Annotated in this window: 20 protein-coding genes; 13 read left to right on the forward strand and 7 right to left on the reverse strand. The window is 68.0% G+C overall.

Going from position 1 to position 25,004, the window contains the following annotated elements:
• Positions 1-27: 27 nt before the first annotated feature.
• The 4 genes from FBZ88_RS05085 to FBZ88_RS05100 all read left to right on the forward strand — a co-directional run bounded on the left by FBZ88_RS05085 (position 28) and on the right by FBZ88_RS05100 (position 3,319).
• Complete coding sequence (locus tag FBZ88_RS05085) at positions 28-642, forward strand: hypothetical protein (protein ID WP_145615684.1); 615 nt, start codon at positions 28-30, stop codon at positions 640-642.
• Positions 643-775: 133 nt separating this feature from the next.
• A complete protein-coding gene (locus FBZ88_RS05090) occupies positions 776-1,543 on the forward strand; it encodes a Crp/Fnr family transcriptional regulator (protein WP_145615685.1) in 768 nt (255 codons plus the stop codon).
• A gap of 102 nt (positions 1,544-1,645) precedes the next feature.
• The gene (arfB, locus tag FBZ88_RS05095; protein WP_145615769.1) at positions 1,646-2,104 is read left to right on the forward strand and encodes an alternative ribosome rescue aminoacyl-tRNA hydrolase ArfB; all 459 of its coding nucleotides are present in this window, start codon (positions 1,646-1,648) and stop codon (positions 2,102-2,104) included.
• Positions 2,105-2,113: 9 nt separating this feature from the next.
• On the forward strand, positions 2,114-3,319 hold the full coding sequence (locus tag FBZ88_RS05100; protein ID WP_145615686.1) for a BaiN/RdsA family NAD(P)/FAD-dependent oxidoreductase: 1,206 nt from the start codon (positions 2,114-2,116) through the stop codon (positions 3,317-3,319).
• A 56-nt stretch (positions 3,320-3,375) separates the two neighbouring features.
• On the opposite strand, the gene FBZ88_RS05105 is transcribed toward FBZ88_RS05100, so the two are convergent.
• From FBZ88_RS05105 to FBZ88_RS05115, 3 genes are all read right to left on the reverse strand, one after another.
• A complete protein-coding gene (locus FBZ88_RS05105) occupies positions 3,376-4,284 on the reverse strand; it encodes a sterol desaturase family protein (RefSeq protein WP_145615687.1) in 909 nt (302 codons plus the stop codon).
• A 184-nt stretch (positions 4,285-4,468) separates the two neighbouring features.
• Complete coding sequence (locus FBZ88_RS05110; protein WP_145615688.1) at positions 4,469-5,467, reverse strand: SAM-dependent methyltransferase; 999 nt, start codon at positions 5,465-5,467, stop codon at positions 4,469-4,471.
• Positions 5,468-5,506: 39 nt separating this feature from the next.
• The gene (locus tag FBZ88_RS05115; RefSeq protein ID WP_145615689.1) at positions 5,507-6,103 is read right to left on the reverse strand and encodes a response regulator transcription factor; all 597 of its coding nucleotides are present in this window, start codon (positions 6,101-6,103) and stop codon (positions 5,507-5,509) included.
• Between the two features lie 535 nt (positions 6,104-6,638).
• On the opposite strand from FBZ88_RS05115, the gene galU reads away from it, so the two are divergent.
• From galU to pgmG, 3 genes are all read left to right on the forward strand, one after another.
• Positions 6,639-7,508, forward strand: a complete 870-nt coding sequence (galU, locus tag FBZ88_RS05120) for a UTP--glucose-1-phosphate uridylyltransferase GalU (protein WP_145615690.1) — start codon at positions 6,639-6,641, stop codon at positions 7,506-7,508.
• A gap of 263 nt (positions 7,509-7,771) precedes the next feature.
• Entirely contained in the window at positions 7,772-9,091 is a 1,320-nt protein-coding gene (locus tag FBZ88_RS05125; RefSeq protein WP_145615691.1) for a UDP-glucose dehydrogenase family protein, read from the forward strand.
• Between the two features lie 30 nt (positions 9,092-9,121).
• A complete protein-coding gene (gene pgmG, locus FBZ88_RS05130; protein WP_145615692.1) occupies positions 9,122-10,513 on the forward strand; it encodes a phosphoglucomutase/phosphomannomutase PgmG in 1,392 nt (463 codons plus the stop codon).
• A 58-nt stretch (positions 10,514-10,571) separates the two neighbouring features.
• Here pgmG and FBZ88_RS05135 read toward each other — a convergent pair whose 3' ends face one another.
• Both FBZ88_RS05135 and FBZ88_RS05140 read right to left on the reverse strand, forming a co-directional pair.
• Positions 10,572-11,501 carry a CPBP family intramembrane glutamic endopeptidase gene (locus FBZ88_RS05135; RefSeq protein WP_145615693.1) on the reverse strand — a complete coding sequence of 310 codons (930 nt, stop codon included), beginning with the start codon at positions 11,499-11,501 and terminating at the stop codon, positions 10,572-10,574.
• Positions 11,502-11,512: 11 nt separating this feature from the next.
• A complete protein-coding gene (locus FBZ88_RS05140) occupies positions 11,513-12,931 on the reverse strand; it encodes a D-alanyl-D-alanine carboxypeptidase family protein (protein WP_246138503.1) in 1,419 nt (472 codons plus the stop codon).
• A gap of 528 nt (positions 12,932-13,459) precedes the next feature.
• Between FBZ88_RS05140 and FBZ88_RS05145 the strand changes: the two genes are divergently transcribed.
• The 3 genes from FBZ88_RS05145 (at position 13,460) to clpA (ending at position 16,947) form a co-directional block, all read left to right on the forward strand.
• Positions 13,460-14,020 carry a phasin family protein gene (locus tag FBZ88_RS05145; RefSeq protein WP_088871478.1) on the forward strand — a complete coding sequence of 187 codons (561 nt, stop codon included), beginning with the start codon at positions 13,460-13,462 and terminating at the stop codon, positions 14,018-14,020.
• A gap of 261 nt (positions 14,021-14,281) precedes the next feature.
• Positions 14,282-14,626 carry an ATP-dependent Clp protease adapter ClpS gene (gene clpS / locus FBZ88_RS05150; protein ID WP_040843733.1) on the forward strand — a complete coding sequence of 115 codons (345 nt, stop codon included), beginning with the start codon at positions 14,282-14,284 and terminating at the stop codon, positions 14,624-14,626.
• 5 nt (positions 14,627-14,631) lie between these two features.
• Positions 14,632-16,947 carry an ATP-dependent Clp protease ATP-binding subunit ClpA gene (clpA, locus tag FBZ88_RS05155; RefSeq protein WP_145615695.1) on the forward strand — a complete coding sequence of 772 codons (2,316 nt, stop codon included), beginning with the start codon at positions 14,632-14,634 and terminating at the stop codon, positions 16,945-16,947.
• 147 nt (positions 16,948-17,094) lie between these two features.
• On the opposite strand, the gene FBZ88_RS05160 is transcribed toward clpA, so the two are convergent.
• The gene (locus FBZ88_RS05160; RefSeq protein WP_186291103.1) at positions 17,095-17,514 is read right to left on the reverse strand and encodes a response regulator; all 420 of its coding nucleotides are present in this window, start codon (positions 17,512-17,514) and stop codon (positions 17,095-17,097) included.
• 240 nt (positions 17,515-17,754) lie between these two features.
• On the opposite strand from FBZ88_RS05160, the gene FBZ88_RS05165 reads away from it, so the two are divergent.
• From FBZ88_RS05165 to FBZ88_RS05175, 3 genes are all read left to right on the forward strand, one after another.
• Complete coding sequence (locus FBZ88_RS05165; RefSeq protein ID WP_211102517.1) at positions 17,755-21,657, forward strand: two-component regulator propeller domain-containing protein; 3,903 nt, start codon at positions 17,755-17,757, stop codon at positions 21,655-21,657.
• Between the two features lie 131 nt (positions 21,658-21,788).
• The gene (locus FBZ88_RS05170) at positions 21,789-23,216 is read left to right on the forward strand and encodes a M20/M25/M40 family metallo-hydrolase (RefSeq protein ID WP_211102518.1); all 1,428 of its coding nucleotides are present in this window, start codon (positions 21,789-21,791) and stop codon (positions 23,214-23,216) included.
• 131 nt (positions 23,217-23,347) lie between these two features.
• Positions 23,348-24,346, forward strand: coding sequence for a glycoside hydrolase family 18 protein (locus tag FBZ88_RS05175; protein WP_186464210.1), 999 nt, complete (start codon positions 23,348-23,350; stop codon positions 24,344-24,346).
• On the opposite strand, the gene FBZ88_RS05180 is transcribed toward FBZ88_RS05175, so the two are convergent.
• On the reverse strand, positions 24,343-24,966 hold the full coding sequence (locus tag FBZ88_RS05180; RefSeq protein WP_145615699.1) for a helix-turn-helix transcriptional regulator: 624 nt from the start codon (positions 24,964-24,966) through the stop codon (positions 24,343-24,345). The genes FBZ88_RS05175 and FBZ88_RS05180 overlap by 4 nt on opposite strands.
• Between the last annotated feature and the right edge of the window lie 38 nt (positions 24,967-25,004).

The following is a 25,004-nucleotide window of genomic DNA, read 5'->3' on the forward strand; positions in this document are numbered from 1 at the left end:
AGGCCAGGCCCAGGGAAGGATAGACGGATGTCGGATCAGAAGCCGCACGGCCGCGTGCGCCGCGCCTTGGGATGGCGACCCAGCCCGCAGGCCCGCCTGTGGCTGCGGCGGCTGCTGACCCCGCTGGCGGTGATCGCGGCCTTGGCTTACGTGCTGGTCGACGTCTGTTTCCTGCCCCTGGTGCGGCCATTCGCCAACCGCATGGGGCGGTGGTCCCCCTTCCAGGCGCTGGGCCGCTTCATCGATCGCCTGGGGCCGCGGACCACCCTGGTGCTGTTCCTGGTGCCGTTGGTGGTGCTGGAACCGGCGAAGCCGCTGGGCGCCTTCCTGATCGCCCAAGGCAAGACGCGCCTGGGCATCCTGCTGATCGTGGGGGCGGAGGTGCTGAAGCTGCTGACGGTGGAACGCCTGTTCCAGCGCAGCCGGCATAAGCTGCTGACCATCCGCTGGTTCGCGCGGGTGCATGGCTGGATCGTCGGATGGATAGACCGCCTGACGGCGCTGCCGGCCTGGCGAGCCGTCGTGGCCCTGGCCAAAGGGATACGGGCGATCCTGGCACCGGCGCTGTCCGCCGCCTGGCGCCAGGCGGCGCGGTCGGCGGCCTTGGCCCGCGAACGCCGCCGTTATCGGCGCGGCGGATAGGATATTGGAACGTTTCCAAACGGTGCGTATCCAAAAGGCCTAAGGCAAAGGCTCGACTATTGGGGGTCTGCCGTAGGGCATAAGGTGGCCGCCCGCCTGCGGGTCGCCCGACAGGCAAGATGGGGTTGGGTGGATGACTGTGGATGTGACGAAGGGCGGTGCCGTGGGTGGTGCGGCGGCCCGGGGGATCGTGAATGAACTGGCGTCGGTGGCGGCCTTCGCCTGCCTGGCGCCGGACCTCCTGTCCTCCTTGGCAGCGGCATGCCACATCCAGGATCTGGGCGCGGGCGACCTGGCCGTCCGCCAGGGGAACCGCCTCACCGATGTCCACGTCCTGCTGTCCGGCACCGTGATGCTGGTCGCCGGCAATGCCGAGGTCGGGCAGCGACGGGGACCGGAAACCACCTTCCTGCTGCCAGAGGCGCTGACCGGTGTGGCCGCCCCGGTCACCATACGCGCGGCGGGTGGGGTCCGCCTGCTGGTTCTGCCGCTGGCGGCGTTGCGTGCACGCCTGGGGGACGGGGCCGACTTGGCCCTGTCGCTGATGGCGGGGCAGGCCGCACGGGAACGGGTTCTGGTGGAGGCAGTGGCCGCCTTGCAGGACCTGTCGCTGCCCCAGCGCCTGGCCGCCCATTTGCTGAAGGAACACAACGACCGCCGCGCCGGCGGCCGGCTGGACCTGGACATGGGCGCCGTCGCCGCCGCCCTGGCCGCCACGCCGGAGGATGTGGCCTGGACCTTAACCGACCTGCGCCGCCACGGCGTGGCGCTGGAGGGCACCACGGCCGTGCTCAAGGATTTCGACGCCCTGCGCGCGCTGGCCACCCCCGGCCCGCTGCGCCGCCGCCAGGCGGAGGAATGGCCCGTGGTCATGTGGGACGTGGACGCACCCATCCCTTGATCAGGTCGCTCGGCGGCGCCCCAGCCATACGGGTCCACCGTTAGACAACCGGGGCGGGCCCGTTTAGGATCGCGGACCTTGATCATCCGTGGTTCCGTTCCCATGTTGCCACCGTCTTCCCCACCGCCATTCCAGGGCCCGACCGTGCTGGTCGCGCCGGGGATCCGGCTGGCCGAGACGGAGCTGCTGGAGAGCTTCCTGCGGGCCGGCGGCCCCGGCGGGCAAAACGTGAACAAGGTGGAAACGGCGGTGCAGCTGCGCTTCGACGCGGCCGCCTCACCCAATCTGCCGCAATGGGTTAAGGACAAGCTGAAGACCCTGGCGGGCCGCCGCTGGACGGGTGACGGCGTCATCGTCATCACCGCCCAGCGCCACCGTACCCAGGAGCGGAACCGTGAGGACGCGCGCGAGCGGCTGTTCGAGCTGATACGCGAGGCCACGGTGCGTCAGGCCGTGCGCCGCGCCACCCGGCCCACCCTGGGCTCGCAGAAGCGGCGGCTGGATGCCAAGGCCACCCGCAGCGGCGTGAAGCGCCTGCGCGGTTCCGTCGACATCGATTAAGAAACCCGCATGACCGTTTCCAGCAGCCCCGACGTCATCGTCATCGGCGCCGGCGCCGCCGGCCTGTTCACCGCCATCGCCGCCGGCAAGCGCGGCCGCCGGGTGGTGGTGGTCGACCACGCCCCCGAGGCTGGCGCCAAGATCCTGATCTCCGGTGGCGGACGCTGCAACTTCACCAACGTGGATGCGCAGCCGGCGCGTTACCTGTCGGCCAATCCGCACTTCTGCATTTCGGCGCTGCGCCGCTACACGCCGCGCGACTTCCTGGACCTGGTGGAGCGTCACGGCATCGCCTGGCACGAGAAGAAGCTGGGCCAGCTGTTCTGCGACAGCTCCGCCCGGGATATCCTGGGCATGCTGCTGGCCGAAGCTGCGGACGCCGGCGTGGAGCTGCGGCTGGACTGCGCAGTGCGGGACGTCCAGGGCACGGAAGGCGGCTTCGTTCTGGACACGGTGCGCGGGCGCATGGCGGCGCCCAAGCTGGTGGTGGCCACGGGCGGCCTGTCCATTCCCAAGATGGGCGCCACCGACTTCGCCTATCGCCTGGCGAAACAATTCGGCCTGAACGTCGTGACTCCACGGCCCGGCCTGGTGCCCTTCACCTTCACGCCCCAGGACCTGGCACGGACCCAGGGCCTGTCCGGCGTGGCGCTGGATGCTGTCGTCAAAGCCGGCAAATCGGCGTTCCGCGAAGCCTTGCTGATCACCCATCGCGGTCTGTCCGGTCCCAGCATCCTGCAGGCGTCCAGCTATTGGCAGCCGGGGCATCCCGTCACCGTCGATCTCACCCCCGACCTGGACTTGGCCGAGCATCTGAAGGCGGCCAAGCGGGCGCGTCCCAATGCCGAGCTGAAGACCATCCTGGGCGATGTCCTGCCCCGCCGCTTCGCCGAGCGGCTGTGCGGGGAGGGCGGCGCCGGTGGCGGAGAGGTGGAGAGCCGCCCCTTGCGCGACCTGTCGGACAAGGCCCTGGCCGCGGTGGGGGAGCAGTTGCGGCGCTGGACCGTGGTGCCGGCCGGTACCGAGGGCTATCGCACGGCGGAGGTGACGGTGGGCGGCGTCGACACCAACGACCTGTCGTCCAAGACGCTGGAGGCCAAGGCCGTGCCCGGCCTGCACTTCGTGGGCGAGGCCGTGGACGTCACCGGCTGGCTGGGCGGCTATAATTTCCAGTGGGCCTGGTCCTCCGGCTGGGTCGCCGGCCAGGCTCTTTAGTATCCTTCAGGTGGCGGGCGGCAGCCTAAGGGCGCATCGGACTGCGGGTCTGAGGGTCAGTCTCCACCCGCCTCGGCCCGCGCCTCCATCGCCACCGGCGCCTCCAGGATGGGGGCGGCCCTGTGGCGGCGGAAGGGGAAGGCCAGCTGGCCCAGGAAGGTCAGCGGCACGGCGTCGGCGGTGCCGATATCAACCGGCGGGCGGCGGTCCGACGGCAGGTAGCGGGTGCGGAAGATCACGTCCCACAGCAGCAGGTTTTCACCATAGTTGGTGTTGCCCTCGGCCGGGATGCGGCTGTGGTGCCAGCGGTGCAGGTCCGGCGTGTTGAACAGCCAATTCAGGCCACGGCAATCCATGTCCACGTTGCAGTGTGTGAGGAAGCCGATGTAGGTGGTGATGACCAGCACCCAGACGATGACCTCCTTGGGCGCGCCGACCAGCATGCCCAGCGCCAGGGCGAATCCGCTGCTGAGCAGGCTGTCCACGAAATGGAACCGGCCGGTGTTCACCACCCACAGGCGGGTGACGCTGTGGTGCACGGCGTGATAGGGCCACAGCCACGACACCTCATGGCACAGGCGGTGCGCCCAATAGAGGCCGAACTCCGCCACCACCAGGCCCAGAACCACCTGGGCGGCCATGGGCCAGTGGGCGGGCCAGACACCCCCGGCGGCGGCCGGCGCCACCTCACTGGCGCCGATCACGGCGGCGAGGCTGGCCAGGAACTGGCCGATGCCCTTGTTCAGGGCGGTGTGGCTTATGTCCTGACGCATCTGGCCGTCGCTCTTGGCCCATGCCGCCTCATAGGGCATCAGGCGTTCAAGCAGCAGCAGGGCGGCGGCCATGCCGAAATAGGTGATGTTGTAGGTCAGGATGGGATGGCCCAGCGCGTTCCCATAGGCATAACCGGCAATGCACAGGGCCAGTAGCCCCGGCCACGCGATCCAAGAAAACACCCGGCGCATTCGTCACCCATCGCAAGGCGCCCCGATGGTCATCGAGGACGCGGAACGGCGGCGGGGCCTGGCGAAACCAGCCTCTGGTGTGATCCAGTTTAAGACCGATCCCCCATACGACCAGGACCGCCCCGCTATCGTTTTGCGCTCAGACCGGCCCCGGGCGCAAGGGCCTGCGTCACAGCGGAAGCGGCTAAATCACTGATGTTTCGGGCGCCAAATAAATCCAAGTCAACTCATGCTTGTTGTGCGACAGATGCAGCAGGCGCGAGCCGGGAATGGCGGCGAAGGCGCGGGCGCTGGCGTGGTCCGTCTCCCCCTGGAACTTCAGGGTGCAGATGAAATTGCGGGCGTGGCCGCCGTCCTTCCACTGATGGACCAGGCGCAACAATCGTTCCGGATAGCAAATGACATCGCTGCACAGCCAGTCGACCGGCCCTATCGTGGCCGGATCCAGGCCAAAGGCGCTTTCCCGCCGCACGGTGACGCGGGGCAGGCTGGCGATGCGCGGATCCAGCGGCGCCTTGTCGATGGCGGTGACGTCCGCGCCCAGCGACTGCAGCACCCAGGTCCAGCCGCCGGGGCAGGCGCCCAGATCCAGGCAGCGGTCGCCGGGGCCCGGCATGCGACCGGCCAGCGTCAGCGCCTCCCACAGCTTGAGGTAGGCACGGTTGGGCGGCGTCGCCTTGTCCTCCACGAACGCCACCTCGCCGTTGGCGAAGGCGCTGCTGCACACCGGGCTGGCCAGGATGGTGCCCTCATCCAGCAGCGTCCAGGCGCCCAGGGGGGCGGTGGGGGCGGGGGCGGGGAAGACCAGCGGCTTGGCCGAGACGTGCGGCAGCTGTTCCTGGATCAGCTTGGCCCGGCGATGGTGGCCATGCTCATAGACCGCCCAATTGCGCTGGATGGCCCGCAGGCTGCGGGCGCCGTCCTTGATGGACGCGATGGCGATGCGGCGGGGCTGCAGCCAGGTGTTGATGGACCAGGCGGCCGGCCGGGGCGGCGCCCGGGTGATCACCAGGCGGCCATGCACCGTGGCTGTCGAATCGGCCAGTTCCTCCAGCAGGGGCTCAAGGAAGCCGTCGGCGGCGAGATAGGCGGCGCCGGGAGCGGGCGACTCGCCGCCGTCAAAAGACGGCGCCCCGGGAGCTGCGCTCGCCGGGGCGTTGGTTCCATCCGGATGACCGGTCATGTCGGTACTTCTGAAAGGTCGGAAAGCAATATCCTGCGTTTAGGGCAGAATGTCGGCCGACGCAATAACCGCCTGGGTGCGGTTGCGCACGCCCAGGGAGCGCATGACGGCGGTCACGTGGATCTTCACGGTGCCTTCCGACAGGCCCAGCTCATAGGCGATCTGCTTGTTGGACTTGCCCTCGCGCAGGCAGCGCAGGACGTCCCGCTGGCGCTGGGTCAGGGAGGGGCTGTTGCCGCCGCCACCGCCGCCACTGGACGCGCCGCCACCGCCGCCGGAGAACACCAGGTTCAGGGCGCTCAGCATGATCTTCACGCTGGAGGACTTGGGGATGTAACCGGACGCGCCGGCGTCCAGCGCCGCGCGCACATCCGCCTGGCTTTCGGAGGCGGAGACGATCACCACCGGCGTGCCGGCCTGGATTTCACAGATTTCCTGGATACCGGAGAAGCCCGGCCAGTTGGGCATTTGCAGGTCCAGAAGGATCAGATCGAATTCCTGCTCGCCCTGCGCGAACTCCAGCGCCTCGTTGAACGTGCCCGCCTCGGTAAAGGTGGCATCGGCACTGAGTTGGGTCAGCAGCCGGCAAAGGCCTTCGCGGAACAGCAGGTGGTCGTCACCGATCAGGATGTTCATGTCCGACTCTCGTTCAGAGGTAGTAGGGAACCAAGGTTGCCAGCGAACCCAGACGATTATGTTGTTTACGTTCGGTAAGCACGTCTGCGTCGGCTTTAGCGTCTGCCTGGTGGCAGAAACCAGCCGCCGTATGGATGAACAGACCCGGTTCGGGAATATTGAGGCGCCAAACTTTACGCTAAACTACTACAAATTCCGCCCGGCCCTGTCACGCTGATTTGACTTGGGTTGGTTAATTTAAGCAACGGATTTAGGTGTGATTGAGGCGAAAGTTATCGTTTGGAGAGGCGATTCATCCAACCAACGGGCGCCGACCCCGACCATGGATATAGACACCGGCATAGGCCATCATGGGCTTGAATGGCGCGTTTTCTTGCCACGAAAGCGTCAGAAAGTCTCATCAGCTTGATTGCGTGCCCGGATGTCGATGTGGCAGAAGGGCCGAACGGACGGGACTGTGCGGAATCGGGCGTCCCACCCACCAATTCCAATAATCCCCCGGGTAATCCGGGGCTTGAACTCCAGGGGTCGGTCTATGGTCAAGCGCGTACGCAAAGCGGTGTTTCCGGTTGCTGGTCTGGGCACGCGGTTCCTGCCGGCGACCAAGGCCATACCGAAGGAAATGCTGCCGCTGGCCGACAAGCCGTTGATCCAGCACGCGGTGGATGAGGCGAAGGCGGCCGGCATCGAAATGTTCTGCTTCGTCACCAGCCGGGGCAAGACTCCGCTGGAGGATCATTTCGACCTTAACTACGAGTTGAACCAGACGCTGAAGAATCGCGGCAAGCTCGACCTCCTCAAGGTGGTCGAGGACATCCAGATCGACAGCGGCAAGATCGCCTACGTCCGCCAATCCGAACCGCTGGGCCTGGGCCATGCCGTCTGGTGCGCCCGCGAATTCATCGGCGACGAACCCTTCGCCGTGCTGCTGCCCGACGAGCAGGTGCTGGGCGACCGTCCCTGCCTGGCGCAGATGATGGATGCCTACAGCCAGGTCGGCGGCAACCTGCTGTCGGTGTTCGAGGTACCGCGCGAGCAGACCAACAAATATGGCATCCTGGACATCGGCAAGGACGATGGTCGCCTGGCTGAGGTGAAGGGCCTGGTGGAAAAGCCGGATCCGGCTGCCGCCCCGTCCACCCTGTCCATCCAGGGCCGCTACATCCTGCAGCCGGAGATCTTCCATCACCTGGAACGGTTCGAGACCGGCGCCGGTGGCGAGATCCAGCTGACCGACGCCATGGCCAAGCTGATCGGCACGCAGCCCTTCCACGGCTTCCGCTTCGAGGGCAAGCGCTTCGACTGCGGCGACAAGCTGGGCTTCGTCCTGGCCAACGTGGCCTATGCCCTGGAACGCCCCGACATGGCGACCAAGGTGCGCGCCGCCCTTAAGGAAATGCTCTGAGCGGGGGCTGGCCCGGGTTAATCGCCCGGGCCACCGATTCTCGGTAGCCCGACAGAAACTTAGGGCCTGTCCCGGGGCTTTAATTCAAATCGGAAAGACCCTAAAAGGTCACATGCGCGACATAGCCATGTCGCCTTAAATAAGGGCGCGGTCCGGCCCAATCGCCGGCGCCGCCCCTGATCCCGATGCCCCATGCCTGTGGCACGCCCACACGGCCTATACTGGGCGCGGGAAATGGGACTACGTGACGATAGGGGATCGGTATGCGCATTGCGGTGATCGGGACAGGCTACGTCGGCTTGGTGTCGGGCGCCTGTTTTTCCGAGTTCGGCGTGACCACGGTCTGCGTCGACAAGGACACCAGCAAGATCGAGCGCCTGAACCGGGGTGAGATCCCGATCTTCGAGCCGGGACTGGATGATCTGGTGGCCAAGAACGCCAAGGCGGGCCGCCTCAGCTTCACCACGGATCTGGCCGCCGCCGTCAAGGGCGTGGATGCCGTGTTCATCGCCGTGGGCACGCCCTCGCGCCGGGGCGATGGCCACGCCGACCTATCCTATGTCTATGCCGCCGCCCAGGAAGTGGCGCTGGCGCTGGATCCCGACCGCTATACGGTCATCGTGACCAAGTCGACGGTGCCCGTGGGCACCGGCCGCGAGGTGGCGCGCATCATCGGGGAGACGCGGTCCGGCCTGGACTTCGACGTCTGTTCCAACCCGGAGTTCCTGCGTGAGGGGGCTGCCATCGCCGACTTCATGCGCCCCGACCGCGTGGTGATCGGCGCTGAATCGGATCGTGCCCGGGCGGTGATGAAGGCCCTGTACCGGCCGCTCTACCTCATCGAGACGCCCATCGTCATGACCAGCCTCGAAACGTCCGAGCTGATCAAGTACGCGGCCAACACCTTCCTCGCCACCAAGATCACCTTCATCAACGAGGTGGCGGATCTGTGTGAGAAGGTGGGCGCCAACGTCCACGACGTGGCCAAGGGCATCGGCCTGGACGGCCGCATCGGCCGCAAGTTCCTGCACGCCGGCGCCGGCTACGGCGGCTCGTGCTTCCCCAAGGACACGCTGGCCCTGGCCCGCACGGCGGCCGACGTGGGATCGCCCCTGCGCATCGTCGAGACGGTCATCGACATCAACGACAAGCGCAAGAAGTCCATGGCCGGCCGCATCGTGGCCGCCGCCAACGGCACCGTGGAGGGCAAGCGCATCGGCATCCTGGGCGTGACCTTCAAGCCGAACACCGACGACATGCGCGACGCCCCGTCGCTGGACATCATCCCGCAACTGCAGCGTCTGGGCGCCACCGTCCAGGCCTACGACCCCGCCGGCATGCAGGAGGCGGAGCATCTTCTGCCAGGGGTGGTGTGGTGTGCCGACGCCTATGCCGCCATCCAGGACACCGACGTCCTAGCCATCATCACCGAATGGAACGAATTCCGCGCGCTGGATCTGGACCGGGTTCGCCGGTCCATGAAGGCGCCGGTCCTGGTAGACCTACGCAACATCTACAATCCTGACGATATGAGCGCCGCCGGTTTCACCTACACGTCCATCGGCCGTCCGGCGCGTCGATAAGTCAAAGCAGCAAGGGAGCAGGTGCAAGTCATGACCGCTAATCATCGGTTCCACCCCACGGTGCTGCGCGAGTACGATATCCGCGGCGTCATCGGCAAGACCCTGGGCCCGGACGACGCCCGCGCCATCGGCCAGGGCTTCGGCACCCTGGTGGTGCGCGCCGGCGGCACCCGCGTGGCCATCGGCTATGACGGCCGCCTGTCTTCGCCGGAGCTGGAGCAGGCCTGCGTCGAGGGCCTGATGTCCACCGGCCTGGAGGTCATCCGCATCGGCCTCGGCCCCACGCCCATGCTGTACTTCACCGTGCGGCACCTGGAACTGGACGCCGGCGTGATGATCACCGGCTCGCACAACCCGCCGGACTACAACGGTTTCAAGATGATGCTGGGCAAGGGTCCGGTGTATGGCGAGCAGATCCAGGAGATCGGCCGCCTGGTCCACGGCAACGACCTGGCGACGGGCGCCGGCTCTTCCCGCCAGCTGGACGTGAGCGAGGATTACATCAACCGCCTGGCGGCCGACTATGACGGCACCCGCGACCTGACCATCGTCTGGGATGCCGGCAACGGCGCCGTGGGCCATGTCCTGCGTCGCCTGACCGACAAGCTGCCGGGCAAGCACATCCTGCTGTTCGAGGAGGTGGACGGCAATTTCCCCAACCACCACCCCGACCCGACCGTGCCGGAGAACCTTGAAGACCTGATCCACGCCGTCCACACCCATAAGGCGGACATCGGCATCGGCTTCGACGGCGACGGCGACCGCATCGGCGCCGTGGATGAGCATGGCGACATCATCTGGGGTGATCAGCTGCTGGCCATCTACGCCGCCGACGTGCTGAAAAGCCACCCGGGCGCCACCATCATCGCCGACGTCAAGTCCAGCCAGACGCTGTACGACGACATCGCCAGGAACGGCGGCAAGCCCCTGATGTGGAAGACCGGCCACAGCCTGCTGAAGGCCAAGATGGCCGAGACGGGCTCCCCCCTGGCCGGGGAGATGAGCGGCCACATCTTCTTCGCCGACAAGTACTACGGCTTCGACGACGCGCCCTACTGCGGCGTGCGCCTGGCCGGCCTGGTCAGCCGCGAAGGCAGCCTGGCCAAGCTGAAGTCGGTGCTGCCGCCCGTGTTCAACACCCCGGAAGTCCGCTTCCAGGTGGATGAGGAACGCAAGTTCAAGGCGGTGGAGGAGATCGTTGCCCGCGCCAAGGCCCTGGCGGGCAAGGGTGTCGAGGTCAACGACATCGACGGCGTCCGCGTGAAGACCGAGGACGGCTGGTGGCTGCTGCGCGCCTCCAACACCCAGGACGTGCTGGTGGCCCGCGCCGAGGCCTTCAGCGAAGCCGGCCTGGAACGCCTGAAGGGCAGCATCCGCGACCAGCTGAGCCAGAGCGGCATCGAGGCGCCGGAAGGGTTCTAATCTCAAGCATGCGCGTTTAGGGAAGGGCTGCGATCCTGGTGGGTCGCGGCCCTTTTGCTTATTTTCGCACCACCCAGCCCCGGCGCACGCCCAGATACCAGTATAGGCCGGCCAGGACGCCCATGGTTGCCAGGACGCCGGCCACGTCTTCCAAGCCCGCCGGCTTGTTCTCCGGCGCGCCCACGCCCAGCAGGGAGGGGAAGGGCGGGCCCAGCACGCCCATGACGTAGATGGCCGTCAGGTTCTGGCCCAGGTGGATGCCGATGGCGGCCTCCAGCCGGCCGGCGCGGGCCGTCACCGCCGACAGCAGCAGCGAGATGGTGAAATACAGCGCGCGCTGGTCCCACACGGCGTTGCCCCAGGATTGGGTGTGCAGGCCGGCGAACAGCAGGGCGACGGGCAGGGCGGTGACCCACGCGCTGCCGGTCACGGCGTACAGGCCCTGGCTGATGTAGCCGCGGAACAGCGCCTCCTCCGCCGTGACCTGCAGCACGACCATCCAGCCGGTGGCGGCGGTGAAGGCCAGCACCTGGGGCCAGGGCTGGCCGCCCGGGGCGAAGGGCTCCCCATTCCAGACGTCGAGCAGGCCGCTGGTCACGACGGCCAGCAGCACCAGCCCGCCCCACAGCAGGGCGGAGCGCAGCGCCAGGCCCACATCCAGGCCGGGCAGGGGCGACAGCAGGCTGCGCAGCGGGCGCCCATGCAACCAGCGCACCGCCAGGGCCAGGGGCAGCAGCGCCGCAGCGACACTGCCCAGCATCGTCAGGAGTTCAACGACGGCGCGCAGCCCCTCATCACGCCTCATCGCCCGGTCCAGGTGGGCCCACTGCGGCACCTTCACCAGCACCACGGCGATAAGGATGGCGCCCAAGACCACGATGACCAAGCCGCCGAGAAAGGCCCACCACGGCTCGCGCCGCAAACGGGCCACGGCCAAGAGGGAGGGGGCGGCGGCATCACCGCCCGCCACAGGAGAGGCTTGCGACACAGGGGAAGGGATCAGCTGGCGCCAGGGGCGATGGTGATGCAACCCTGGCCTTGGCGGCGCAGTTGGACGCAGGCGGCGCGGGCGTTCTTCTCGCTCAGGCCCGCCAGACGGGCGCGATACAGCGTGGACTTGGCGGACGATACCTCCACCACGTTGGGCACGGCGGCGTTCAGCAGGCCCTTGCCCTTCTGCGTGGCGCGCGCGATGGCGGCCTGGGTGGCGGCGCGGTCGTTGTAGGCGCCCACCTGGATGCTCCACCCCGCCGGGATGGTCTTGCCCTTGGCGCCGGTGGCCACGGCGGGCGCCGCCTCGGCCGGTGCCGCCAGCAGCGTGTGGTCGGCGACGCTCTCGGCCGCCTTGCTGACGGCTTTGGCGGCCTTGCCGGCGGCGCTGGCCAGCCGGACACCCGTGCTGGCCTTCGTGGCCTTGGGCGCCGGGGCCTCATCCGCCTCGTCCTCATCGCCCTCGGAAGTGGCGCTGTCCTGGCTGTCGGCCGTATCGGCGCGCGCCACTTGGGTTGAGGCCACCTGCACGGCGCCGCGGCCACGCGGGGCGCGGATGGGCGCCTCGGCCGTCAGCACCTCACCGGGTTTGGTGGCGAAGCCCTCGTCCAGAAGGTCGGCCATGCGGTTGTCGCGCCAAACGGCGCTGCTGCCGCCCATGACCACGGCGATCAGGCGGCGGCCGTCATGCACGGCGGAGCCCACGAGGTTGAAGCCGGAGGCGTTGATGAAGCCGGTCTTGATGCCGTCCATGCCCGGATAGCGGGACATCAGGTGGTTATGGTTGGCCATGGTCTCACCGTTGTAGGTGAAGCTGGCCGTCCTGAAATAGGTGTACTGCTTGGCGTGGTCGTGGATCAGCGCCTGGGCCAGGCGGGCCAGGTCGCGGGCCGTGGTGACCTGGCCGGTGTTGGGCAGGCCCGAGGCGTTGCGGAAGGTGGTGCGGCTCATGCCCAGGGCGCGGGCCTTGGCCGTCATCATCTGGGCGAAGCGCGGCTCGCTGCCACCCAGGTTCTCGCCCACCGTCACCGCCACGTCGTTCGCGGACTTGGTGACCAGCGCCAGGATGGCGTCGCGCACGCGGATGGTGTCGCCCGCGTCCAGGCCCAGCTTGCTGGGCGCCTGGGCGGCCGCGTGGGCGGAGACCTTGAAGGGCGTATCCAAGGTGACGCGGCCGGCGTCCAGCGCGTCGAACAGTAAATACAGCGTCATCATCTTGGTCAGGGACGCCGGATAATTCTGGGTGTCGGCACCGGCGGCGTGCAGCACCTGGCCGGTCTCCGCATCCACGACAATGGCGGCGTACTTGGCGAAAGCGCTCACCGGCGCCAGGGCCCAGCAAGCCAGGAAGGCCAAGGCTGCCCAGCGCAGGCGCCAGGCGGCAAAACCCGGGCGTCGCGCCAGGTTCGAGCGATTCCAATGGGTCACGGTGAACTGCCCCTTCCGCCGATGCCACGTCGTTGGTGACGACAAAAGTAAAGGCACGATGATTCGCTGTCCAGTATTGAAAATACGGTTAAGGGCGAAGGATGCACGGTTTTTGACTGCCGCCTTTACATGACGCGACGCGACTCCGGGTCGCCCGCTACCCCGGGCGAGGAAGAGGTGTTTATTCATATGATATATTGCGCCGCAACATACACCTGCCTTCCGGCGCGACAGTGACTAGCCGGTTTGGCCTATGAAGGGCGATTTCACGTTTGAAAGCCACGAATTACACCCGTATGCGGGGCGCCAATCCCATGTGACGAAATTTTTGCGGTGCACAAAAACGGGTTGACAAACTCCTTTTCCGGGTCCAGATAAGGCATCGTGCTGCGACGCAACATGACGGTGCCGCGAAATGGGCTGTCCGCCGCAGGCACGCCACCCGGCCGATGCCGGTTTGCCTGACCCGGGTACGGGCCGCATCGGGCGGCCGATGGATCATTAGCGATCATTGGAAGGAGCACTGATATGACCACCGCGAATACTACCGCCCCCACCGCTACCGTCGCGCGTGCCAAGAAGGTCGTCACCGACGCCGCTGTGGACACCGCCGCCGCCACGAAGCAGACGGCCGAGACCACCGTGGCCGCCGCGCAGGACACCGTAACCAAGAATTACGAGCAGGCCGTCGCCCTCACCAAGGAGCAGGTCGAGAAGGCCAGCAAGAAGGCCTTCGAGGCGTATGAGGAACTGACCGCCTTCAACAAGGAGACGGTCGACGCCCTGGTGCTGTCCTCCACCGTCCTGGCCAAGGGCCTGGAAAGCCTGTCCAAGTCCTTCGTCGCCTACGCCCAGTCCTCGCTGGAGAGCAGCGTGTCGGCCACCAAGGCTCTGCTGGCCGTGAAGACCCTGCGCGAGGCCGTGGACCTGCAGTCCGAATTCGCCAAGACCAGCTTCGACACCCTGGTCAGCGAGGCCACCAAGACCTCCGAGCTGTCGGTGAAGCTGGCCAACGAGGCGATCGAGCCCATCTCCGCCCGCGTCAACGCGGTCGTGACCAAGTTCGGCAAGCCGCGCCTGGCGGCCTGAGTGACGGCCCGGGCCGCGCCCGTGCGGCCCGGCGACATCGCCGATGCTGACGAACCCGGTGGGCCCGCGCCCACCGGGTTTTATTTTGCCCGCTGTGACCACCGCCGTTGCGGGGCACACGGTTCGCTTGCGTCCGGGTGATTTCCGTGCGGCAATCGCACCCCAGGCATGAATAAGGTTACCAGGGGTCTTCCAACGGCCCGCCGCGATCTCATATTATTCCTGGGATGACCACCCCGAGAGACACGTACCTGGAAGGCCATGACGGAGTTCGATAGTCAGGGAAATGAGGGCGGCACTGGCGGCGACGGCACCAACACCGGTGTCGTGGTCAAGGCCAAGCCCAAGACCAAGAAGCCCTCCATGTACAAGGTCCTGATGTTGAATGACGACTACACTCCCATGGAGTTCGTCGTTCACATCCTGGAGCGTTTCTTCTCGAAGAATCGGGAGGAAGCGACGCGGATCATGCTGCATGTCCATCGCCGCGGCGTCGGCGTGTGCGGCGTGTTCACCTACGAGGTGGCGGAAACGAAAGTGACCCAGGTGATGGATTTCGCGCGCCAGAACCAGCATCCCCTGCAATGCACCTTGGAGAAGGATTAGTAGGCATGCTCTCGCGTAATCTCGAGCAGACGCTGCACCGGGCCCTAGCTTACGCCAATGAGCGTCGGCACGAGTACGCGACCCTGGAACACCTGCTGCTGGCTCTCACCGAAGACCAGGACGCCTTGGCCGTGCTGCGCGCCTGCGGCGTGACCGTGGAGAAGCTGCGCGTCGAACTGGGCGAGTACCTGGACAACGAGCTCAGCAACCTGATCTCCAGCCGGTCCGAGGACGCCAAGCCCACGGCCGGCTTCCAGCGGGTGCTGCAGCGCGCCGCCATCCACGTCCAGAGCTCCGGCCGGGAGGAGGTGACCGGCGCCAACGTGCTGGTCGCCCTGTTCTCCGAACGGGAGAGCCACGCCGTCTATTTCCTGCAGGAGCAGGAGATGACGCGGTTCGACGCGGTCAACTACATCTCCCACGGCATCGCCAAGTCGCCCGGCCGGTCGGAGACCAAGCGCGTCAGTGGATCGGAGGAGGAGCCGCCCGCCGGTGAAAAGGCGCCCAAGAAGGGCACCGAGGCGCTGGAGGCCTATTGCGTCAACCTCAACAAGAAGGCGCTCAGCGGCAAGATCGATCCCCTGATCGGCCGCGGGCAGGAGGTTGACCGCACCATCCAGATCCTCTGCCGTCGCTCCAAGAACAACCCGCTGTACGTCGGCGACCCGGGTGTGGGCAAGACCGCCATCGCCGAGGGCCTGGCCCGCCGCATCGTCCACGGCGAGGTGCCGGAGGTGCTGCAGAACGCCACCATCTTCGCGCTGGATATGGGCGCGCTGCTGGCCGGCACCCGCTATCGCGGCGATTTCGAGGAACGGCTGAAGTCCGTGCTGTCGGAGCTGGAGGCGGTCGAGGGCTCCGTCCTGTTCATCGACGAGATCCACACGGTGATCGGCGCCGGCGCCACCTCGGGCGGCGCCATGGACGCCAGCAACCTGCTGAAGCCGGCCCTGGCCAGCGGCGCGCTGCGCTGCATCGGCTCCACCACCTACAAGGAATACCGCAGCTACTTCGAGAAGGACCGCGCCCTGGTCCGCCGCTTCCAGAAAATCGACGTCAACGAGCCCTCGCTGGATGACGCTGTGAAGATCCTGGAAGGGATCAAGAGCTACTACGAGAAGCACCACAACGTCCGCTACACCCGTGAGGCCATCCGCTCGGCGGTGGAGCTGTCGGCCAAGTACATCGGCGACCGCAAGCTGCCGGACAAGGCCATCGATATCATCGACGAGGTGGGTGCCGCCCAGATGCTGCTGCCGCCGGGAAAGCGCAAGAAGACCATCCAGGTCAAGGACGTGGAGGCGGTGGTCGCCAAGATCGCCCGCATCCCGCCGAAGAGCGTCAGCCGCGACGACCGCGAGGTGTTGCTGAACCTGGAGCGCGACCTGAAGACCATGGTGTTCGGCCAGGACAAGGCCATCGACACCCTGGTCAGCGCCATCAAGCTGGCGCGCGCCGGCCTGCGCGACCCGGAAAAGCCCATCGGCAACTACCTGTTCTCCGGCCCCACCGGCGTGGGCAAGACCGAGGTGGCGCGCCAGCTGTCGCGCACCTTGGGCATCGAGCTCACCCGCTTCGACATGTCGGAGTACATGGAGCGGCACACGGTGAGCCGCCTGATCGGCGCCCCCCCGGGCTATGTCGGCTTCGACCAGGGTGGTCTGCTGACCGACGCCATCGACCAGCATCCGCACTGCGTGCTGCTGCTGGACGAGATCGAGAAGGCGCACCCGGATCTGTACAACATCCTGCTGCAGGTGATGGACCACGGCAAGCTGACCGACCACAACGGCAAGACGGTCGACTTCCGCAACGTCATCCTGATCATGACCACCAATGCCGGTGCCGCCGATTTGGCCAAGCCCGCCTTCGGCTTCGGCCGGGAGCAGCGGCTGGGCGAGGATGAGGAGGCGATCAACCGCCTATTCACACCCGAGTTCCGCAACCGCCTGGACGCCATCATCGCTTTCTCCGGCCTGTCGCCGGAAATCATCGGCCGGGTGGTGGACAAGTTCGTCATGGAGCTGGAGGCGCAGCTGAGCGATCGCGGCGTCACTATCGAACTGACGGACGAGGCCCGCGAGTGGCTGTCGAAGAAGGGTTACGACCCGCTGTACGGCGCGCGCCCCCTGGGCCGCACCATCCAGGAGTACATCAAGAAGCCCCTGGCGGAGGAACTGCTGTTCGGCAAGCTGGTGAAGGGCGGCGCCGTCCGCGTCACCGTGAAGGACGACGCCTTGTCCTTCGACTACGTCGCTGGCGGCACCCGTCCGCCGCAGTCGGAAAAGCCGGAAGAGAAGGTGCCTGAACTGGTCAACTGAACCAGCACCTCCAACCCGCTGGAAACGGGCGGGCCTCCAGGACATTCCTGGGGGCCCGTGCCGTTTTGGAACGGTTGCACAGAGGGTTGGTGAAATTGGAGGTCTGGTGAAAAGAGACGGAGGCGCCCCGGCACTTGAGGGAGCGCCTCAGGACAACGCCACCAACCGCTTGATCAGGGCGTCCAGGTCGTTCCAGGCCAGGGGCTTGGCGACGTAGCCTGAGAACAGGCCGGTGGTCAGGTGGTCGATGACGTCGGTCTCGGCCGTCATCAGCACCAGGGGCACGGGCCGATCGCGACCGGCGGGGATGGGGCGGCCGTGCAGTTCCCGGGCGGCCTCGGCCCCGCCGACGCCGGGCATGTTGAGATCCAGCAGCACCAGGTCGAAGGGTGTTTCGGCGGCGTCGAACAGGGCGATGGCCTCCGCCCCATCGGCGGCGCCCGTCGCCTGGTACCCCAGGCGGCGCAGGACAGCCAGGATCAACTCCCGATTCACTCGATTGTCTTCCGCCACCAGGACGCGAAGGCCGGGGATGGCGTCTGCGGCGCCGGTATTTTGGATACTCATTACGGTCGGCCCCTCGGCTCCTCGCAGTAGGCGCGCCCTGGGGCGCAAGCCTGTGTTGCCGCCACAATAGGCCTGTTCCCCACCCTCGCACAGTCCCTTTGCCGCAGGACCCATTGGAACCGGTATCGTTGATTTTGTGGCGCGGCGCCGCCTTTCCTATAAAATCCAGGATTGTTCGGGCCACCCGTATCGGTGACTCCGGCGATTGCCGTCACCCTGGTGGTTGTGCTGATGCGCGTAGTGTCCTTGTTCGTTGTGGTGTGGCTGGCCGCCCTGGGGGCCGCCTGCGTCCCATGGGGCGCGGCGCGGGCGGAGCCTGGACCATGGCAGGCGCTGGGACAGACGGCATTCGAGCATATCGACCGCAGCCGCGGTTTACCCAGCGATACCATCTTCTCCCTGGCGCAGGACCAGCGCGGCTTCATCTGGATCGGCACCACCAACGGCCTGGCCCGCTTCGACGGCTATCACATGCGGGTGTTCCAGCCGGATCCTGAGGTGCCGGGCTCGCTGCCGGACGGCGTCATCCGCGCGCTGCACGTCGATCCCGCCGGCCGGCTGTGGATCGGCACCCACGTGGGCGGCTTGGCCCTCTATGACCCGGTGACGGAACGCTTCCGCACCATCGCCCCCGGCCCTGCGGGCGTCAGCGCCGCCACCATCTATGACATCAGCGACGACGGCGACGGCGGCGTCTGGGTCGCCACCCGCGGCGGCATGGATCACCTGAACGGCGACGGTCGGGTGCTGGAGCGCTTCCGCCATGCCGACAGGGGCGTGAAGGGCGGAGGCCCCGGCGATGGGGCATCTGGAAGCAAGGCACCTGGCGACGACGCGCTGCCCCACAGCACCGTCTTCACCGTGCATCAGGACCGCACCGGCGCCCTGTGGGCCGGGACCGCCAAGGGGCTGGTGGTGCGCGCGGCCGGCGGCGACCGCTTTGCCCCGCCGCCGGTGGTGACACCATCCCCCGCCGCCGGCGCCCTGCTGGCCGACAGCATCTGGCAGATCGAGGAGGGGGCGGACGGCCGCCTGTGGCTGGGCGGCGACCGCAGCGGCCTGGGCGTCTACGACCCGCACGACCATGCTCTGACCGTCATCCGCCCGCAAGGCGAGGGGGAGCCGCCGCTGGCGGCCGTCACCATGCGGGGTGCCGTGGAGGTGCGGCCGGGCGTGCTCTGGGTGGCGACACTGGGCAACGGCATCGCCGAAGTGGATGTCGCCAAGGGCGTCTATCACACCATCCGGCATGAGCCGGACATCCCCGCCACCCTGTCCAGCAACGCCCTACGCGCCATCCTCAAGGACCGCTCCGGCCTGATCTGGACGGGCGGCGACTCCGGCCTGGACATACACAACCCCACCAACGCCGCCCTGGTGACGCTGTTCACCGGCAACGGCCGGCCGCCGCTGGGCGACCTGCCCACCATCAAGAGCGTGGCCGTGGCTCCCCAGGGCACGCTGTGGCTGGGCGGCGATGGCGCTGTGCTGGTGTTCGATCCCGCGACCCGCCAGGTGCGCCGCATCCTGGCCGGCGGCGCGCAGGCCGATCCCGAACACAGCCTGCCGCAACTGGACGTGCTGGCCATGGCCCGGCGCGCGGGCGGGGACGGCGCCACACCAGGGTACATCTGGGCGGGCACGCCCCGTGGCCTCTACCACGTGGGCGAGGCGTCGGGGACGGTGGATCGGGAGGCGCTGCCCACCGCCAACCCCTATCCCTACATCTCCCGCGTGGTGACGGCGGGCGGGGTCACTTGGGTGGGCACCTTCTCTGGCCTGGTGCGCGTCGATGCCGATGGCGCCAAGACGCTGTATCGGCGCGATCCGGCCAATCCCGCCAGCCTGGTGGACGACCGCATCATCGCCTTGACGATCGACCATACCGGGGCGGTGTGGGCCGGTACGGAACACGGGCTGAACCGCCTGGACCCGGCCAGCGGCACGGTGGAGCGCCTGGCCCATGACAAGAACGACCCCGGTTCCCTGCCGCATGATTATATCAACAGCCTGGCGGAGGATGGGCGGGGCCGCCTGTGGGTTGGGACCGCCCAAGGTGGCATCGCCATCCTGGAAGGGCGTGATGACGGGGGCAAGCCGCGCTTCCGTACCCTGGACCGGGAAAACGGCCTGCCCAGCCTGCGCGTCAACAACCTGACCTATGATGGTCACGGCCATGTCTGGGCCACCACCGCGGACGAGTTGGTCAGCATCGACATCGACAGCCTGGCGGTGCGTGTGCTGGGCCCGGCGGAGAACGCCCTGATCCGCCGCTACTGGGAAAACGCCTCCGCCGTGACGCCGGACGGAAAGCTGCTGTTCGCCGGCGATGGCGGCATGACCATCGTATCACCCGACGCCATTACCGACTGGCGCTTCGCCCCGCCCCTGGCGGTGACCGACGTGCGGGTGGGGGCGCAGAGCGTGCCGCCCGCCGCCATCGAGGGGTTGCCCCTGATCCTGCATCCCGGCGACCGGGGATTCGAGGTGGAGTTCACGGCGCTGGACTTCTCCGCCCCTGACCGCAACCGCTACGCCGTCATGCTGGAAGGCTTCGACAGCGGCTGGCTGGACAAGGACGCGCAGCGGCGCCGCGCCGTCTACACCAACCTGGCGCCCGGCCATTACCGCCTGCTGGTGCGGGGCAGCAACAAGGACGGGCAGTGGAACCCGCAGACCCTGTCGCTGCCCGTGACGGTGCTGCCCGCCTGGTACCAGACCTGGTGGTTCCGCATCCTGGCGGGGGCCAGCGTCATCGGCGCCGTCGCCCTGGCGGTATGGGCCCGCCTGGCCTGGCATCGGCGCCGCCAGCGCGAGCTGGAGGAACTGGTGGACGCGCGCACGGCGGACCTGGCGGCCTCCGCCGCCACCCTGCGCCGCGTGGGCGACGCCGGCCGCGACCTGTCGGCCTCGCTGGAGCGCGAGGCCATCTGCCGCGCCCTGCACGCCCATGTCGCGGAGCTGATGCCGGCCGCGGCCCTGCGCGTGGCCCTGTTCACCGAGCCCGAGGCGGCCAGCCTATCCTTGGTCTATGCCGCCGGCACGCCCGATACGGACCTGGGGCCCCTGTCGCCGGAGGATCCGCTGTACCAGCGGGCGGCCGAGGGTGCCTCCACCAGCAGCGGCCCCGACGATACCGCGCTCTATGCCCCCTTGCGCGTTGGCGGCCGCCGCCTGGGCGTGGTGGAGGTGCGCATCAGCCGGCCGGAGGCGGCGCTGCCCCGCCATGTCGAGGCTTTGCGCTCCATGGCCGCCTTCGCCGCCGTGGCCATCACCAACGCCGCCGCCTTCCGCGAGGTGGAGCGGGCGCGGGAAGAAACGGCGGAGACACTGGCCAACCTGGAGAACGCCCTGACCCGACTGGTGCAGCAGGAGAAGCTGGCCTCGCTGGGCAACCTGGTGGCGGTGGTGGCGCATGAGATCAACACGCCGCTGGGCGTCTCCGTCACCCTGGGTTCGCAGTTGCAAGGGGAAGTCGAATCCCTTGCCGACGCCGTGGCGGAGAAGCGCCTACGGCGGGGCGACCTGGACGAATTCCTGTCCCAGGCCCGGGACGAGTGCGAGATCCTGAACCGCAACCTGCGCCGCGCCGCCGACCTGGTGCAGAGCTTCAAGCAGCTGTCGGTGGACCAGACCAGCGAGCGGGCACGCGCCATTCCCCTGACGGAATACCTGCGTGAGACGCTGGTCAGCCTGGATCCCTTGCTGAAGGGCCACGGGGTGACAGCCACGGTGGACGGGCCCGCCGGCCTGATCGTGCCCACCCGGCCGGGGCAGCTGGCCCAGGTGCTGACCAACCTGGTGCAGAACGCTGTGGTCCATGCCTTCGACGGGGTGGACCAACCGGCCATCCATATCCAGGTGGCGGGCACGCCGGGCGGCCAAGCCACCGTCACCGTGTCCGACAACGGGCGGGGCATGACCGCCGACCTGGCGGCCCAGGCGTTCGAGCCCTTCTTCACCACCAAGCAAGGGGCGGGCGGGTCCGGCCTGGGCCTGCACATCGTGCACAACCTGGTGACCGGCCCCCTGCGAGGGGAACTGACCCTGGACAGCCTGCCGGGCGAGGGGACGCGCATCCACATCGCGCTGGGCAGCTTCCAGTCCAGCGAGGCGCCGCCGGTGCTGGAACCCAGCCTGTAAAAACACATGTCATCGTGACAACTGGGTGGTGGCCTTTCGGGCTCACGCCGTGGCAGTTTCCTATCCAATGACGGTCCGGGACGATGGCGGGGGCCGCGCCCGGGACAGTGCGATGGATGGGAGACAAGGGCGTGTTGGGATTGAAGAACAAGGCCTTGGGCACGGGCGTTGCCCTGAGCGTCATCGCGGGCCTTCTGGCCACCGCGGCGTGGGCCGACGCGGGACCGGCCACCATTCCCGCCTCGGCGCTCAACAGCGTGAAGGAATTGCAGAAGCGCGCGCTAGCCGGCAGCGGCGCCTATGAGGTTGTGGAATCGCTGACCACCCAGGTGGGCCCACGCCTGCCCGGCACGCCCAATGACGCGGCGGCCGTGGCCTGGGCGGTCAAGGCCATGAAGGACATGGGCCTGCAGGATGTCCACACCGAGGCCGTGCCCATGCCCGGCTGGCGGCGCGGCCTGGAACGCGCCAGCATCATCGCCCCCATGCCGCAGCCAGTGGCCGTGGCGGCGCTGGGCGCCAGCGTAGGCACCGGGCCGGAAGGCATCGAGGCCGAGGTGGTGCGCTTCGCCAGTCTCGCGGATCTGAAGGCCGCGCCCGACGGCTCGCTGACCGGCAAGATCGCCTACATCGCCCTGCCCATGGCCCGCACCCAGGACGGCAGCGGCTATGGCGAAGCCGTAGCCATGCGCATCGCCGGCCCGGCGGCGGCGGCCAAGAAGGGTGCTGCGGCGGTCATCATCCGCTCCGTCGGCACCGACGCCCACCGGACGCCCCACACCGGCATGACGCGGTATGAGGACGGCGTGGCCAAAATCCCGGCCGGCGCCATCTCCACCATCGACGCCGGCCAGTTGGACCGCCTGCTTGAGCGCGGCCCGGTGAGGATGAAGCTGGTGCTGGACGTGGGCCCGCTGGATCCCATCACCACCTACAGCGTCGTGGGCGACCTGAAGGGTACGGAGAAGCCGGATGAGATCGTGGTGATGGGCGCGCACCTGGACAGCTGGGACCTGGGCACGGGCGCCATCGACGACGGTGCCGGCGTGGCCATCGCCCTGGCCTCCGCCAAGCTGATCAAGGGCCTGCCGGAAAAGCCCAAGCGCACCCTGCGCATCGTGCTGTTCGCGGCGGAGGAGGAAGGCACCTACGGCGCCGCCGCCTATGGCAAGGCCCACGCGGCCGACGCCGCGCATTATGTTCTGGGCACCGAGGCCGACCTGGGCATCGGCCCCGTCTGGCAGTTCAAGCTGAAGTCCAACGCCAATGCCGAGGGCGCCATCGCCGCCATGGCCGCGACGCTGAAGCCCCTGCGCGTCATCCAGGGTGCCGATGGGGAGGGCGAAAGCTCCGACCTGGGGCCCATGGCCGAGGCCGGCATGCCGGTGGCGGAACTGTCGCTGGACGCCACCACCTACTTCGACATCCACCACACCGCCGATGACACGCTGGACCGGATTGACCGTCCCACCATCGACCAGTCCACGGCCGCCTATGCCAGCGTGCTGTGGCTGGCCATGCAGGCCGGCGGCACCTTCCGCGCCCCGGGTGCCAAGTAAAAGGGGGGAGGGCGCCTTCGCCTTCCCCCAATTACCTTCAAATGACGATATTGCCGGAATATCCGGTGCCGTGGGCCGCGCGCGCTCCACTACGGTTGCCCGACCATCAAGGGCATCCGGGAGGGAAGGGCATGGGGTTGGGACATTTCTCGCGGCGCGCGGCTCAGGCGTTGCCCATCCTCTTGGTGCTGGCAGCCGGGGCGGCGCAGGCGGCCGACGCCCGCCTGGGTTTCGCGCCCTATGTCGACCTCACCAACGACCCCGACTTGGCCGCTTGGGCCAAGGCCACCGGCCAGAAGGGCCTGACGCTGGCCTTCTTCAACGCCCAAGGCTCCTGCCAAGGCGGCTGGCCCATTCCCGAGGCGCGGCTGATGGAACGGGTGGCCACCTTCCGCACCGCCGGGGGCGCGGTGATCCTGTCCAGCGGTGGCTGGAACGCCGACGACCTGGCGGAGCGCTGCGCCGGCGCCGACGCCATCGCCGACCAGTATGACGTGGCGCTGACCCGCCTGGGCATCGACCATCTGGACATCGATGCCGAGGATGGCGACGTGCATGACAATTTGCGTCCCGCCATCGTCGCGGCGCGCACCCAGGGATTGCGCCGCCTGCAGGACCGTTGGGACGCGGCGGGCAAGGCCCTGCACCTGTCCTTCACCCTGGCCGTGCGCCCGGACCTGGGCATGCGCCCCATCGATCTGGCGGTGCTGCGGTCGGCGGTGGCGGCCGGCGTGCGCTTCGACGTCGTCAACCTCATGACCATGGACTACCGCGACGGCAAATCCGCCGGCCGCATGGGGCCCCGGTCCGTGGAGGGGCTGGTTCACGTCCGCCAGCAATTGGCAACCCTGCTGCCTGGCCGCACGGATGCACAATACTGGGCCATGATCGCCGCCACGCCCATGATCGGCCAGAACGACGCGGGGGATGAAGTCTTCACCCTGGCCGACGCCGCCCTGCTGCGCACCTTCGCCGACCAGCATGGTCTGGCCGGCCTGTCGTTCTGGCAGATCAGCCGGGACAGCGGCGCCTGCCCCGGCGACGGCAAGGCGCGGAATGACTGCAGCGGGCAGGATCAGGCGCCGAACGCCTATGCCCGAACGTTTTCCGGATTTGCTGGGAAACGCTAGGGGACGATCCGATACGCACAGCGCCGTGCGCCATTCGGAACGTGTTCCGTCCGCTCCACCTGGGCGCCCAATACGGCACGGAAGGTTTCCAATTCCGACCGGCAGAAGCCGGCGCAGGCCGTGGCGGCGGCGCAGATGGGGCAGTGGTTCTCCACCAGCAGCCAGCTGCCGTCATCCAGCATCCAGTTGTCGGCCATATAGCCTTCCGCCGAACGGATGGCGGCCAGGCGGCGGACGCGCTCGGCCAGGTCCGGGGCGTCCGCCAGCTCGGCGCGATAGCGGGCGAGGGTCTCCGCCTCCCGCGCGGCGATGACGGCATCCAGGGCGCCGGCGCCCAGCTGCGCCACCAGGGTAGACAGCAGGGTGTTGGTCAGCGCGGCATGGCCATCCGGGAACTGGGCATGGCCCGCCGCCGTCAGCTGCCATAGCTGGCGGGGACGGCCCCGGCCGGCCGGCCCTTCGCCGGCGCTGACCACCAGGCCGTCCTCGGCCATGCGCGACAGCTGCTGGCGCGCCGCCTCGCCGGTGATGCCCAGCGCGGCGGCCAAGGTCGCGGTGGCCTGGGGCCCCTCCGTCTTCAACAGCAGCAGGATGCGGTTCACGGGTGACTGGCGGGTCATATTCCAAGTTTCAGCTTGCTTAAATCCGGTCAGGACAT

The organism is Nitrospirillum bahiense, assembly GCF_007828025.1.
Lineage (GTDB): Bacteria > Pseudomonadota > Alphaproteobacteria > Azospirillales > Azospirillaceae > Nitrospirillum > Nitrospirillum amazonense.

Excerpts from the sequence above, each read along its gene's own strand:
- FBZ88_RS05085 (WP_145615684.1), top strand. The coding sequence starts at position 28 with ATGTCGGATCAGAAGCCGCACGGCCGCGTGCGCCGCGCCTTGGGATGG.
- FBZ88_RS05090 (WP_145615685.1), top strand. The coding sequence starts at position 776 with ATGACTGTGGATGTGACGAAGGGCGGTGCCGTGGGTGGTGCGGCGGCC.
- arfB (WP_145615769.1), top strand. The coding sequence starts at position 1,646 with ATGTTGCCACCGTCTTCCCCACCGCCATTCCAGGGCCCGACCGTGCTG.
- FBZ88_RS05100 (WP_145615686.1), top strand. The coding sequence starts at position 2,114 with ATGACCGTTTCCAGCAGCCCCGACGTCATCGTCATCGGCGCCGGCGCC.
- FBZ88_RS05105 (WP_145615687.1), bottom strand. The coding sequence starts at position 4,284 with ATGCGCCGGGTGTTTTCTTGGATCGCGTGGCCGGGGCTACTGGCCCTG.
- FBZ88_RS05110 (WP_145615688.1), bottom strand. The coding sequence starts at position 5,467 with ATGACCGGTCATCCGGATGGAACCAACGCCCCGGCGAGCGCAGCTCCC.
- FBZ88_RS05115 (WP_145615689.1), bottom strand. The coding sequence starts at position 6,103 with ATGAACATCCTGATCGGTGACGACCACCTGCTGTTCCGCGAAGGCCTT.
- galU (WP_145615690.1), top strand. The coding sequence starts at position 6,639 with ATGGTCAAGCGCGTACGCAAAGCGGTGTTTCCGGTTGCTGGTCTGGGC.
- FBZ88_RS05125 (WP_145615691.1), top strand. The coding sequence starts at position 7,772 with ATGCGCATTGCGGTGATCGGGACAGGCTACGTCGGCTTGGTGTCGGGC.
- pgmG (WP_145615692.1), top strand. The coding sequence starts at position 9,122 with ATGACCGCTAATCATCGGTTCCACCCCACGGTGCTGCGCGAGTACGAT.
- FBZ88_RS05145 (WP_088871478.1), top strand. The coding sequence starts at position 13,460 with ATGACCACCGCGAATACTACCGCCCCCACCGCTACCGTCGCGCGTGCC.
- clpS (WP_040843733.1), top strand. The coding sequence starts at position 14,282 with ATGACGGAGTTCGATAGTCAGGGAAATGAGGGCGGCACTGGCGGCGAC.
- clpA (WP_145615695.1), top strand. The coding sequence starts at position 14,632 with ATGCTCTCGCGTAATCTCGAGCAGACGCTGCACCGGGCCCTAGCTTAC.
- FBZ88_RS05160 (WP_186291103.1), bottom strand. The coding sequence starts at position 17,514 with ATGAGTATCCAAAATACCGGCGCCGCAGACGCCATCCCCGGCCTTCGC.
- FBZ88_RS05175 (WP_186464210.1), top strand. The coding sequence starts at position 23,348 with ATGGGGTTGGGACATTTCTCGCGGCGCGCGGCTCAGGCGTTGCCCATC.
- FBZ88_RS05180 (WP_145615699.1), bottom strand. The coding sequence starts at position 24,966 with ATGACCCGCCAGTCACCCGTGAACCGCATCCTGCTGCTGTTGAAGACG.